Consider the following 13,274-nt stretch of genomic DNA (forward strand, 5'->3'; position numbering starts at 1 on the left):
CCGCGCGGCGAGATCAAGGGATCGACCGATGGGCCTCACCGCCGACCAGCTCCGTGCCGGCATCGATGCGCTCGCCGCCGGCGAACCCGGTTTCGCCGCCGCGCTCGCCCGCGCGGGCTATCCCGAGCCCCGGATTCGGGACCGCGGCTACGCCACCTTGCTGCGCACGATCGTCGGCCAGCAGGTCAGCGTCGCCGCCGCCGCGTCGATCTGGCGCAAGCTCGAAGCACAGGTCGGCGATCTCACCCAACCCGCCACGATCACCGCCGCCACCGACGAACAACTGCGCGCCGCCGGGTTGTCGCGCCAGAAAGCAGGCTATGCCCGCAGTCTCGCCGACGAGGTGACGAGCGGCCGGCTCGATCTCGATCACCTCCCCGCCGACGACGAGGACGCGATCAAGGCGCTCACCCGGATCAAGGGCATCGGCCGCTGGTCCGCCGAAATCTATCTTCTGTTCGCCGAAGGCCGCCCCGATGTCTGGCCCGCGGGCGATCTCGCGGTCCAGATTGAAATCGGCCGCATCCTCGGCCATCCCGAACGCCCCAGCGAAAAGGCGCTGCGCGCGCTCGCCGAAGACTGGCGCCCGCATCGCGGCGCAGCGGCGATCATGGCGTGGCACCATTACAAGATCGAGGTTATCTGATCGCCATGCCACCGCCTTCGGCCTCGATCGCCCCGGACGCCCCACCCCACGCCAGCCGCTATCCCTCGCTCGAGGAAAGCCACCGCACGATTGCGGTGCCCAAAAGCGGCCCGATCTGGCGGCGGCTGTTCGCCTTCGCCGGCCCCGGCTATCTGGTCGCGGTCGGTTATATGGACCCCGGCAATTGGGCCACCGACATCGCCGGCGGGTCGGCCTTCGGCTACGCCCTGCTCTCGGTCATCCTGCTGTCGAGCCTGATGGCGATGGTGTTGCAGGCGCTGTCGGCCAAGCTGGGGATCGTCGCCGGGCTCGATCTGGCACAGGCGTGCCGCGCCCGCTATTCGCGCCGCACCACGATCGGGCTGTGGGTGCTATGCGAAATCGCGATCATCGCGATGGACCTCGCCGAAGTGCTCGGCACCGCGATCGCCCTGCAATTGCTGTTCGGGATATCGCTGCTCACCGGCGTCGCGATCACCACCTTCGACGTGATGCTCATCCTCGGGTTGCAACGCTTCGGTTTCCGCAAGATCGAAGCCGTGATCGCCACCCTGCTCATCGTCGTGGCGGGCAGTTTCGCCTATGAATTGTGGCTCGCCAAACCCGATATGGCCGCGGTCGCCGGCGGGCTCGTCCCCACCAGCCAGATCGTCACCGATCCGGTGATGCTCTATCTGGCGATCGGCATCCTCGGCGCCACGGTGATGCCGCACAATCTCTATCTTCATTCCGCCATCGTCCAGACCCGTGCGGTGGCGCCCGATCCGGCATCGAAGCGCCAGGCGCTGCGCCTCGCCACGCTCGATTCGAGCGTTGCGCTGACGCTCGCCCTGTTCATCAACGCCGCGATTCTGATCCTCGCCGCCGCGACGTTCCACGTCGCCGGCCGCCATGATGTCGCCGACATCGATCAGGCCTATCACCTGCTCAGCCCGATGCTGGGGGCGAGCGCGGCAAGCGTCGTTTTCGCCGTCGCCTTGCTCGCCTCGGGGCAGAATTCGACGATCACCGGCACGCTCGCCGGCCAGATCGTCGCGGAGGGTTTCCTCGATCTCCGCCTCCCCTTCTGGGCACGGCGGATGGTGACCCGGCTGCTCGCGATCATCCCCGCCGTCGTGATGATCGCGATCGCCGGCGAAGGATCGGCTACCGAGCTATTGCTGATGAGCCAGGTGGTGCTGAGCCTCCAGCTTCCCTTCGCGATCGTGCCGCTGGTTGCCTTCACCGGCGACCGCAAATTGATGGGCGAATTCGTCAATCCGCGCTGGCTGGCGGCGCTCGCCTGGGCGATCGCGCTCGTCATCATCGGCCTCAACCTGACGCTGGTGATCGGCTTTTTCTGATGTGAACGCAGGCAATGGCCATCGGTGTCATCGCCCGCTATGCGCATGGTGAACCGACGCCGCGTCCGCGCGGCGCGAACCGGGAGATGATGATGGGGCGCTTCCTCGCCTTTGGGGAAATCATGCTGCGGCTGTCGCCGCCCAACCGCGAACTACTGCTCCAGACCCCGCATCTCGACGTGTGGATCGCGGGCGCAGAGGCCAATGTCGCGACCGCGCTCGCCTTGCTGGGCCACGATGTCGCTCTCGCCACCGCCCTCCCCCAAAATGCGCTCGGCGATTCCGCCATCCGGACGCTGCGCGGGCACGGGGTCGATTGCCGCCGCGTCATCCGCCGCGAGGGGCGGATGGGGCTCTATTTCGTCACCCCCGGCGCGGGGCTGCGCCCAACCGACGTCGTCTATGACCGTACCGGCTCCGCCTTTGCCGAAACCCCAGCCGAAACATGGGATTGGAACGTCCTGCTCGAAGGCGTAACCCGGCTGCACCTATCGGGGATCACCCCCGCGCTTGGCCCGGTGCCCGCCGCAAGCGCACTCGCCGCCGCCCGCGCCGCCGCCGAACGGAACATCCCGATCTCGTTCGACGGCAATTACCGCGCCCGGCTGTGGGAAGCCTGGGACAGCGATCCGCGCACGATCCTGACCGAACTCGTCGGCCATGCCGACATCCTGTTCGGCAACCACCGCGACATCGCGCTGCTGCTCGACCGCGATTTCGGCGAGGACGGCGAAGATCGCCGCCGCGCCGCCGCCGAGGCCGCGTTCGCCGCTTTCCCGAAACTGCGCGTCATGGCCTCGACCGCGCGCCACGTCGTCGATGCCGACCGCCACCGCCTCTCGGCGCGGATCGACGCGCGCGACACCTTCGTCCAGACCGAGGAAATCGCGCTGTCTGGGATTGTCGACCGGATAGGCGCGGGCGATGCGTTTGCCGCCGGGGTGCTCCACGCGCTGCTGCTCGATCAAAGCATCGAGCGCGCAGCGGCCGACGGCCTGGCGCTTACCTGCCTCAAACATTCGCTGCCCGGCGACGCGAGCCTGTTCAGCCGCGCCGATCTCGACGCCTTCACCGCCGACGGCGTCGACGTCCGGCGTTAGCGCGATCCACTGTCGTGGTTTAGCCGCACCGGCCCGCTCGCCCACCCCGCCTCCCAAGTCATTATGCTGCATGGGAGGCGGGGTGGGCGAGCGGGCCGGTACAGCTAATACCGCCCCCAGGTGAAGCGCGACGACAGCGCGTAGTTCCACACCGCACCGACGAGCACGCCGACGAGCGCAGACGCCGCCCAGGTGCCGCTGCGCGCCTCGTGAAGGAAGGACGCAACGCCGACATTGGCGACCAACCCTACCGAACAGACGGCGCAGAACGACACCCAGCCATCGGCGAGCTGGCGCAGCCCCCGAAGGCGCCGGTCGCGATAGGTCAGCGCGTTGTTGAGGAAAAAATTGGCGGTCATCGCCACCGTCGCGGCGATAATCTGCCCGGCGACGAAGGTCGTGCCGAACGCGAACAGCAAGAGCGACAGCGCCGCCATATGGATCCCGACGCCGAGCAAACCGATGGCGGAGAACATCGCGAACCGCACCGGGATCAGTCGCCCGAACATGCGATCGTAGAGCGCGATCAGATATTCCATCGCGACGACGTGATCGAGCTTGCTCTCGCCCTGCGTGCGGCTGCGGAAGGTGTAGGGAAGCTCGACAAAGGCAAGCGGACGTGGGCTCGTGGTCATGATATCGAGCAGGATCTTGAAGCCGATCCCCGTCAGGTCGGGGGCGAGGCGGCGAACGATCGCCGTGCGCACCATGAAGAAACCGCTCATCGGATCGGTGAGATCGGCGCGCAGCACGTGGCGCGCGAGCCGCGTCGCAAGCGCCGATTTGGCAATCCTGTCGCGGTCCCAATCGCCCGTCCCGCCGCCTTCGGCGAAGCGCGAACCGATCACGATGTCGAGCGCGGGATCGCCCTCCAGCGCATCGAGCATCCGGGGTAGCAAGGTCTCGTCATGCTGGAGATCGCCGTCGATCACCGCGACCAGCGGCGCAGCGGTGGCGCACATGCCCTCGATGCACGCCGTCGAGAGCCCGCGCCGCCCGATCCGCTGGATCACCCGCACCCGGCGATCGTGCCGGGCGATGTCGCGCGCCGCATCGGCCGTGCCATCGGGCGAATTGTCGTCGACGACAATCGCTTCCCAATTATGCCCCGCGAGCGCCGCATCGAGCCGGGCAACGAGCGCCGCGACGTTCGCGGATTCGTTGAAGGTCGGGATAACGACCGCCAGCTCGATGCGCCCGGCGGTCATGCAAGCCCGGCAAGCACCGCATCGCCCATCGCCGTGGTCGAATGCGTCCCGCCGAGATCGGGCGTCCGCGCGCCGCCGGCGATCGCCGCGGCCACCGCGGTTTCGATCCGATCGGCGGGCTCGGGCATATCGAGCGAATGACGCAGCAGCATCGCCGCCGACAGGATCGCCGCGCACGGATTGGCCTTGCCCTGCCCGGCGATATCGGGCGCACTGCCGTGGATCGGTTCGTACAGGCCGCACGCGCCCGCCCATTCACGCAGCGCCGCCGAGGGCAGCATGCCAATCGAGCCCACGCACATGCTGGCGAGGTCGGACAGGATGTCGCCGAACATATTGCCCGTCACCATCACGTCGAACTGGCCGGGATTGCGCACGAGCTGCATCGCCGCATTGTCGGCATACATATGGACGAGCGCAACCTCGGGATAACCCGCGGCAACCTCGCTCACCACGTCGCGCCACAATTGCGAGGTTTCGAGCACATTGGCCTTGTCGACCGAATGCAGCCGCTTCTTGCGCCGCATCGCCATTTCGAAACCCACGATCGCGATCCGCCGTACCTCGGCCTCGTCATAGGCCATGATGTCATAGCCCTGCCGCAGACCGGCATCGGTGGTGCGGATGCCCTTTTCCCCGAAATAAACGTCGCCGGTCAGCTCGCGCAGGATCACCATGTCGATCGCGCCCGCAACCTCGGGGCGCAGCGCCGAGGCATCCTCGAGCCCGCGAAACAGCGTCGCGGGCCGCAGGTTGGCGAACAGGCCCAATTCTTTGCGCAGGCCCAGGATCGCCTGTTCGGGCCGCAGCGCGCGATCGAGCGCGTCGCAGGTCGGGTCGCCGACCGCACCGAACAGCACGCCATCGGCACGCTTGGCGAGCGCCAGCGTTTCAGGCGGCAGCGGATGGCCCGCGCCGTGATAGCCGGCCCCGCCGACCAGCCCTTCCTCGAAATCGATCCCGAGATCGAGGGCATCGAGCACGCGCCGCGCCTCAGCGGTTACTTCCGGGCCAATCCCGTCTCCAGCAAGAATCGCGACAAGCGGCATCAGTCTTTTCCCCGGCAGGTTACGTATCGCGCCCGACTAGCCGCGCGGCGCCCGATCACGCAACCGCTCTCTTGAGCCGGTCGACCAGCCGCGCGCGGGCCGCCAGGGTATCGACGCGACGATCGCCGAACAGATCACGCGCGAGGAAATGCCCGGTGATCGCCAGCCCGGCGAGGATGTCGGGCCAATCGGCTATGCCTCCGGCGACCAAAAACGGCGGCAAGGCAAACAGGCGGTCGGCATAACCGGCACCCACGGCGCGACTGACCGCGGCACCGCTTTTGGGGCTGACGAAAGCGAGATCGTCGGCGCCCCCCGTCATCACGCAGCGATCGAGCGCAAGCCCGAACCCCAGTTGCGCGAGCAGAAGCAGTTCGTAGCGCACCAGCGCCACCGCCCAGCCCCGCGCCGCGGGCGCCGCCTCGATTGCATCGAGCATCCCGACGAGCGCAGTGTGCACCACCGGATAGGGTTGGCTTTCGGGCAACACCGTGGCCGTGAGCGCGGTCACCCAATCGAGCGCGGCGGCCGGCAGCGGCTGGGAGAACAACGGGGCGCGGCTGTGGACGAGTTCGACCGCGAGCTGCGCAAGCTGATCGTCGGTGCGAGCACGCCATTCGCCACGCACGACGTTGGCGGGCTGGAGGATCGGCCGCAGGGTGCGCGACCGCCCCCCCCGTACATAGCCCGCGCGCAGCCCGTCCGCCGGGGTGAGCGCGCGGACGATCGCGCCGTGCTCCCCATGCGCGCGGACGGCAAGAACGATGGCTTCGGCACGCAAGTGCATGGCCCCGGCATAGCCGAGCCGAGCCGAAGCGCAATCAGCGGCGGCGCAGGCGACGCACCAATGCTTCGGCACGCATCTTCTTGGTCGCGCGCTTGGCAAGCGCCATCGCCGCATCGAACCCCGACAGCGCGGCGATCGCGGCGCGGTTGGCGAGCGTGGGGCGCAGCAACATCAGATCGACGCATTCCACTCCGCCGGTCGCGAACTGGCGCTTGTGCTGGCCCTCGCCCTCGGTGAAGTCGAACCGGGCAAACCGGCCTTCGGCGAACAAGGCGCGCATCGCCTCGATCTGAAGCACGCTGCCGACCGACCAGTTCGCAACCTCGGGATCGTGGCCGAGATAGTCGTAGCGCAGCGTATCGCCTTCGGCCGGGCAATAGAGATAGGCGACCGCACGCCCATCGACGAACAACAGCCAGGCGCGGACCGCGTCGGCAGCCGCAGCGGCGAGCATCGTGCGGACGAAGACGGGCGAATCAGGCAAGCCGCTGCCGAGCAACACCTCCTGATAGGTCAGTTCGGACACCGCACGCGCCAGCGGGTGGAATACCGCCAGTTCATCGGGGGTGCGATAGGCGCGGATATCGAGCGTGCCACCACACCGCGTCGCGAGCTTCTTCGCCTTGCGCTTGAGGCCGGACCGCGTGCCCGACGACATGCTGCCAAAATAGGCATCGAACCCGCCGGTGAGATCGGCGAAATAGCGCGTGTAGCGTTGGCGGACGAAAGCAAGCAGATCGGGCGCCTGCGCCGCCACCGCGGCGATGCGGGCCTCGGGCAGCGACGTGACGAGGATGCCGTCGGCCGTATCGTCGAGCAACGGGAGTTGGATCGCGCGCGGCTCGAGCACGTCGGCGAGCGCCTGCGGTACGCGCACCAAGCGCCGCGGGATCGACCACAAGGTACGCGCGCCGACCTGAAATTTGAGCGGCAGGACGACCGCGGTCACGCCGCGCGTTCCTCGACCATGTTCGACCAGAGCTGTTCGGCCTGGCGCCAGCGCGTGCGCAGCGTGTTGGGCGCGAGCGGGCGATCGGCGGCGCCCAAGCGCAGCAACGGACGATCGGTGAAATGGCAGGTCGGCAGGTCGTGGCGGCGTGCGCGCAGCATCTCGCACAGCGCCTCGAAACGGCGGACGTGGATGCCGTTGGCGCGCGTGCCGGCGCGGTTGGCGAGCTCGAACGAATGGCTGACGATCGTCACCGCGGCGTGATCCGCCGCGACGGCATGATCGAGCGCCGCGCGGAGTTCGCCGATCGACAAGGCGCAGACCTGAACGTTGCGCAGACTGCCCGGCGCGTCTTCGATCAGCGTCACGGGAAGCTCGACCAGCCCGGCGCGGACGACCGGCGCGATCGCTGCGGCGGGCAGGTCGATCTGGCTAGGCCAGGGGGTCGCGGCACCGTTGTGGCTGCTGTCGTAGACGAACCCCAGCGCGGCGAGCGCGGCCAGCGTTTCATCGTTGGCGCCATAGCTGCCGGCCCGGAAGGCGATCGGTTGCGGCGCGCCGGCGGCGGTAAGCAGGTCGATCGCGCCGGCGATCAAATCGCGCTGTTCGTGGGCCGAATATTCGACCATCTCAAAGCGAGCGTGGACCGCGCCACCGTCACCGGCCCGCGCGCCCGCCCAATTGGGGTGGAGATGAAGCTGGATTTCCTGCCCGTGCCCGAGGATCGTCGCGACAAGCGGCTTGAGCCATTCGAGCCCGAACACCAGCGCGGGCATCGGATCGACGAAGAAACACGCCTTGAGCCCGTGCATCCCGAGCCGTTCCAACTGGTAGCGCACCCCGACCCCGGCGGGATCGAGCGAGCGCTCGACGATCTGGGCGGGATCGAGCCCGGCGGCGTGGTGGCGCCACGCAATCTCGGTATCGACGGTGAGAAACACGGGAGTAGGCATGACGCCAGTGCTAGCCCGGGCAAGTGAAGAATTTGCCAATGCACGGCGATAAATAGCGAAGAAGCCGCGGCAAAGCTCGTATCCGGTGCCCGTGCGCGATCGGGCTAAGTTGACAAAGTTGACGGTGACGAAGGGGTATCGCCGAGCGCGTGCACGGGCGCATGCGGCGCAAGCGAGTCGACGACGTCAAAGAGCGGTGACGACCATGCCATGACCGCCTGCTTGTAGGACAGGACGAATTGCCACATCATCCCGGCTCGTTCCGGCGTTCAACCATTCGCAGGCGTCAGCGCCTGAGTCACGTTGGGCCCCGGAACGGGTCCGGGGTGACATACATGATGTGACCGCCCCTTATGGCTTGATGCCGAAGCGGGCGTAATCCTTGTCGATCTTCGGCTCTATCAGGCGTGCCGCGGCAAGATCGGCGGCGGCGCTCGCGGCATTGCCCTGCCGCTTGTGGATCACCCCGCGCATGAACATGCTCGCCGCCTGCCCCGGTGCCGCGTCGAGCGCGGCGTTGAGATCGGCGAGCGCCTCGTCCAGCCGATCCATCCGAAAATACACGAGCGCGCGGCTATCGAGCGCGGCGGCGGACGAATCGGCAAGTTCGATCGACCTGGTGCAATCCTTGAGCGCGGTATCGAGCGCGACGCCCAGCGTCCCCTTGATCCAGCACCGGCTGTTGAGCAGGTTCGCGTTGCCGGGGCTGGCAGTGATCGCCTCGTCGATTGACGCCAGTGCCGCGTCCTTATCATGAGCGCGGCTCAGGATATCAGCCTTGAGCGAGAGAAAGACGGGCTTTTCCTTGCCGCCGGCGTCGATCCGCGGCTGCACGAGCGCTAGCGCGGCATCGGTATTGCCGACATCGGCCTCAAGGGTCGCGAAGGCACCGATGGTTTCGTCCGATCCGGGATCAAGTGCCTGGGCCGCCTGATAATCGGCCAGCGCCTTGGGCTGATCCCCGAGCGTATTGTAGAGCGCCGCGCGCCGCCGATACAGATCGGCACCAGGCTGCAGGGCGATCGCCCGATCGAGATCGGCGACCGCCGCATGATAATCGTAGATCCCAGCCTCGAAATAGGCGCGGTTGCCATATGCCCAAGCCTTGTCCGCATCGTCGGTCTGTTTGGCGAGTGCCTTGGCATAGACGCCAAGGATCGCCTTCGCCCCGTCATCGCGCGCCAGGCGTTGTGCCACCTGCCAGTGCGTCGGATATTCGCTGGGCGCCAAGACGCGGAGCATACGGGATTTGGCGGCAGTGACCGCCGCACGCACGTGCGGCAAATCCGCCACGGCGATTTCGCGTTCGCTGGACCTGACGTGATCCTCGACTGAAACCTTGCCCTCACCGAAGGAAAAGCGCCGTTCGATTCGACCACCAGCAAGATCGGCGGATAGCGTCTTGTCGCCTTCCACCGAGAAACCCTTGCCGCCATCGGGCAATATCATTGTCGTGCGCAATAACAGGTTGAACGACTGGTTGACCGAGACGGGAATGTCCTTCCACGCGGGACGGCTGCGATCCGGATTGAAGTTAAGATTGTCGATAAAATAATCGAGCGTGGTCCGGTACCGTTGATCCTGTCGGTTCCATTTTGTCGCGAGTAAGCCCGATGCCGTGATCGTCGCGGTGGCATCCGCCGCGTCATAGGCGATCGCGTGATCGGCAATGACAGCCTGACCGACATAAGGCTGAATAGTCGCCCGCACCATAGATTCGATCTGGTCGTCGCTCGCCTGGCTCTTTGCCGCATGAACCATCTGGGCCATTTGCCCGCGCGTCTTCATGGTTAGGGTGTAGAGCGTCGGCAACGAGAGCCCGGCCGACTGATCAAAGACGATATCGATGACGGCATCGGGGCGAGCCGTGGCTGGAACCGGCAGCGGCATGATCGCCGCCCCATTGGCGCGCAAAGGCAGAACGTTCGTGAACGCCGGGATATCGGCGATATCAACGGGCTGCGCGCCAATATCAGTGCCGTCGAGCCAGACCGACTTATCGCCGATCATGGCGCGGACCAGCACGTGATCGAACGCGCCGGGCATCGGCAACCGCACCGGAACCGCATCCCCCAATTGGCTCGATGCCAGCACCGGTTCCGCGTCGATCTTCATCGCATGCAGCAGCGCGAGGAGCAGCATGGTCTTCGCCTTGCAGTCGCCGTAACGAGACTGCCAGGTATCAGCAGGCTTTTGCGGCACGTAATTGCCGTTATCCATGCCATTGAACAGGTAGCGGACCTTGTCCTGAACCAATTGCAGCGCAAGCATCGCGCGCTGCGCCGGATCGATGGTCGCCTGTTCGATGCGGGCGACCTCCGCCGCGAGCGGACTGCCGGCGGCAATCGACCCGCTGGTATCGTAGAGCGGCGCCATCACCTTCGATACCGATGCCCAATCGGGGAAGGTCGTGGCTTCGATCATCGTTCCGCGTTTATAGCGCGGCGGCGCGTCCTCGGGTGTTTCGGGCTGTTTGGCGACCGGCTCGGTGATGACCAGTTCGTTATAGCCCCCCACGGCCGACAAGGTTGGGGTGATCTTGTCCCCCAACACCTGGTAATGAAGATCGGTACCGCGGGGCCACACCATGCGCTCGCGTGCGAAACGAACCCGGAACGGATCGGCGACGATCGGCGCGGCCAACTGGACGTTGCCGCCGAGGGTGGGATCCTTCTCTGTGGTCGAGTAGGTCAACCGTAACGCGTCGCCGACGCGCAGACCACTGACAGGCATCGTCGCCGTCAACATCCCATCGAGCTGGAATTGCTCGAGTTGCTGCTCGCGCCGCAGCACAGTGAAGGGATCGCCAGCCTTTAATAGATCGATATGCTCACCGCCGCGAACGATCTCTGCGCGGTGGATGATGAGATCCCCCTTATCGGGCGACCAACGCAACGACACAGTACCGATCTGCGACAGGATTTCGGGGCTGGCCGCGCGCGTTTCGGTATCCTGGTACGACCAGACCTGCCCGTCCGCGATTCGCTGCTGTCGATCGAGAATCAGAAGCACGGGGGCGTCATCGCCAAGCGTAGCGGCATCGATCGCGGGTGCTGGCTTCACCCACTCGGGCACCGCGGCATAAACCGGTTTGTCGCTGGCCTGAGCAACACCGGCGCTACAAAGCAACGCCGCGACGAAAACAGCCTTACGAAACATCACCTTGCCCTCATTGCATCGTCACGGTGTAGCGCGATGCCGAGCTCAGGCAAGCGACAATCCGTGCAAATGCCACGATGAAGTGACGCCATTTCAGCAGAAAGGTCGCCACAAAGGCCACCTTGCCTTATTGCGCGTGATAGAAATCATAGACCTGTTGCGCGACCGCCACGCTGACGCCGGGCGCGCGCTGGAGGTCTTCGAGGCTGGCGCCACGCACCGCGCGCGCGGTGCCGAAATGCATCAGCAGCGCCTTTTTGCGCGCCGGGCCGATGCCAGGCACCTCGTCGAGCGGGCTCGCGCCGATCGCCTTGGCGCGCTTGGCACGGTGCGCGCCGATCGCGAAGCGGTGCACCTCGTCGCGCAGCCGCTGGAGGTAGAAGAGGACCGGCGCGTTGACCGGCAGCGTCAGTTCGCGACCGTCCATCAGGTGGAAGATTTCGCGCCCCTCGCGGCCGTGGTGCGGCCCCTTGGCGACGCCGACGAGGCAGATATCCTCGATCCCCATCTCCTCGAGCACCGCCCTGGCCGCGTTCAGATGACCCCGGCCACCGTCGATGAGCACCAGATCGGGCCAGGTGTCGCCATCGCGATCGGGGTCTTCGGCCTGCGCGCGCGCGAAGCGGCGCTGGAACACCTCGCGCATCATCGCGAAGTCGTCGCCGGGGACGATGTCTTGCCCACGGATGTTGAATTTTCGATACTGGCCCTTGCGGAAGCCCTCCGGCCCCGCGACCACCATCGCGCCGAGCGCATTGGTGCCCTGAATGTGGCTGTTGTCGTAGATCTCGATCCGGTTGGGGGGCTCGCCCAGCTCGAACAGATCGGCGACCTCGCGCAGCAATTTGGCCTGCGTGGTCGATTCGGCGAGGCGGCGGTCGAGCGCTTCGGCGGCGTTGCGCGTCGCCTGCTCCATCAGGCGGCGGCGGGTGCCGCGTTGGGGGACCGAGAGCGCGACCTTGCCGCCCGCGCGCGCGGCCAGCGCCTCCGCCATCAGCGCGGCTTCGGGCAGATCGCGATCGAGCAGGATCGTGCGTGCAGGGGGCACGTCTTCGTAGAATTGGGTGAGAAAGCTCGCGAGCACCTCGGCCTCGGGCACGTCGGCGGTGTGCGCGGGAAAGAAGCTGCGATGCCCCCAATTCTGCCCGCCGCGGATGAAGAACGCCTGGATGCCGATCACGCCTTCCTTCGCCGCCAGCGCGAAGATGTCGGCATCGCCGACGCCGTCGGCGTTGATCGCCTGGCTGCCCTGGATGAAGGTGAGCGCCTTGAGCCGATCGCGCAGGATCGCGGCGAGTTCGAAATCCTGCCGCTCGGCCGCTGCCTCCATCCGGGCACCGAGCTTGGCCTGAACGTCGGTGGCCTTGCCCGAGAGGAAGCGCTTCGCATCGTCGACCAGTTCGGCATAATCCGCCTCGCTGATCCGGCCGACGCACGGCGCCGAGCAGCGCTTGATCTGATAGAGCAGGCACGGCCGATCGCGGCTCTTGAAGAAGCCGTCGGTGCAACTGCGCAGCAGGAACAGCTTTTCGAGCGCGTTGAGCGTCTGGTTGACGCTGCCCGCACTGGCGAAGGGGCCGTAATAATTGCCCTTCGCCCGCCGCGCGCCACGATGCTTCTGGATGCGGGGGTAAGCGTGATCGGCGCGCAGCAGGATGAACGGGAAGCTCTTATCGTCGCGCAGCAGCACGTTGTAGGCGGGGCGATGGCGCTTGATCAGTTGCGCCTCGAGCAGCAGCGCCTCGGCCTCGTTATTGGTGGTGACGATCGTCATGCTGCGCGTCTGCGCGACCATGCGCTGGAGGCGTTTGGGGAGGCGATCGACCTGGGTGTAGTTGGTGACGCGGTTCCGGAGCGCGCGCGCCTTGCCGACATAGAGGATGTCGCCGCGCGCATCGTGCATCCGATAGACCCCGGGGCGCGTCGGCAGCGTCTTGAGGACGTTGCGGATCGCCGCAATCCCCGCCTCGAGATCAGGCTGGCCCGCGCCGCGCACAATATAGGTCTGCTTGGCCTCGTTGAAGCGCGAGGCGGCGTTGGGTCGATCGGGTCGGTCGGCTTTGCTGGGCGGCATGGCGTG

General features: G+C 66.6%; 10 protein-coding genes. 3 read left to right on the forward strand and 7 right to left on the reverse strand.

The genetic code is table 11. The annotated features are described in order from the left end of the window. The first annotated feature begins 28 nt into the window (after positions 1 to 28). The 3 genes from NFE57_RS01165 to NFE57_RS01175 all read left to right on the forward strand — a co-directional run bounded on the left by NFE57_RS01165 (position 29) and on the right by NFE57_RS01175 (position 3,089). A complete protein-coding gene (locus NFE57_RS01165; protein ID WP_252133721.1) occupies positions 29 to 646 on the forward strand; it encodes a DNA-3-methyladenine glycosylase family protein in 618 nt (205 codons plus the stop codon). Continuing rightward, positions 616 to 1,989, forward strand: coding sequence for an Nramp family divalent metal transporter (locus tag NFE57_RS01170; RefSeq protein WP_252133722.1), 1,374 nt, complete (start codon positions 616 to 618; stop codon positions 1,987 to 1,989). Before NFE57_RS01165 ends, NFE57_RS01170 begins: the two co-directional genes overlap by 31 nt. 92 nt (positions 1,990 to 2,081) lie before the next feature. Beyond that, positions 2,082 to 3,089, forward strand: a complete 1,008-nt coding sequence (locus tag NFE57_RS01175; RefSeq protein ID WP_252133905.1) for a sugar kinase — start codon at positions 2,082 to 2,084, stop codon at positions 3,087 to 3,089. A gap of 104 nt (positions 3,090 to 3,193) precedes the next feature. Here the strand turns inward: NFE57_RS01175 and NFE57_RS01180 are convergent, their stop codons facing one another. The 7 genes from NFE57_RS01180 to uvrC form a co-directional block, all read right to left on the reverse strand. Then, the gene (locus NFE57_RS01180; RefSeq protein ID WP_252133723.1) at positions 3,194 to 4,297 is read right to left on the reverse strand and encodes a glycosyltransferase family 2 protein; all 1,104 of its coding nucleotides are present in this window, start codon (positions 4,295 to 4,297) and stop codon (positions 3,194 to 3,196) included. Beyond that, positions 4,294 to 5,346: a 3-isopropylmalate dehydrogenase gene (gene leuB / locus NFE57_RS01185; RefSeq protein ID WP_252133724.1), complete on the reverse strand. Its 1,053-nt coding sequence runs from the start codon at positions 5,344 to 5,346 to the stop codon at positions 4,294 to 4,296. Before leuB ends, NFE57_RS01180 begins: the two co-directional genes overlap by 4 nt. A 55-nt stretch (positions 5,347 to 5,401) precedes the next feature. Beyond that, positions 5,402 to 6,133, reverse strand: coding sequence for a DNA repair protein RecO (gene recO / locus NFE57_RS01190; protein WP_252133725.1), 732 nt, complete (start codon positions 6,131 to 6,133; stop codon positions 5,402 to 5,404). A 34-nt stretch (positions 6,134 to 6,167) separates the two neighbouring features. Beyond that, positions 6,168 to 7,082 carry a GNAT family N-acetyltransferase gene (locus NFE57_RS01195; RefSeq protein WP_252133726.1) on the reverse strand — a complete coding sequence of 305 codons (915 nt, stop codon included), beginning with the start codon at positions 7,080 to 7,082 and terminating at the stop codon, positions 6,168 to 6,170. After that, positions 7,079 to 8,035 (reverse strand): polysaccharide deacetylase family protein, encoded by a 957-nt coding sequence (locus NFE57_RS01200; RefSeq protein WP_252133727.1) that lies wholly within the window; start codon positions 8,033 to 8,035, stop codon positions 7,079 to 7,081. Before NFE57_RS01200 ends, NFE57_RS01195 begins: the two co-directional genes overlap by 4 nt. Positions 8,036 to 8,386: 351 nt before the next feature. Further along, on the reverse strand, positions 8,387 to 11,194 hold the full coding sequence (locus tag NFE57_RS01205; RefSeq protein ID WP_252133728.1) for a DUF3857 domain-containing protein: 2,808 nt from the start codon (positions 11,192 to 11,194) through the stop codon (positions 8,387 to 8,389). A gap of 127 nt (positions 11,195 to 11,321) precedes the next feature. After that, positions 11,322 to 13,268 (reverse strand): excinuclease ABC subunit UvrC, encoded by a 1,947-nt coding sequence (gene uvrC, locus NFE57_RS01210; protein ID WP_252133729.1) that lies wholly within the window; start codon positions 13,266 to 13,268, stop codon positions 11,322 to 11,324. Positions 13,269 to 13,274 lie beyond the last annotated feature (6 nt).

Origin of the sequence: Hephaestia sp. MAHUQ-44 (assembly GCF_023806085.1) — a bacterium.
GTDB lineage: Bacteria > Pseudomonadota > Alphaproteobacteria > Sphingomonadales > Sphingomonadaceae > Sphingomonas.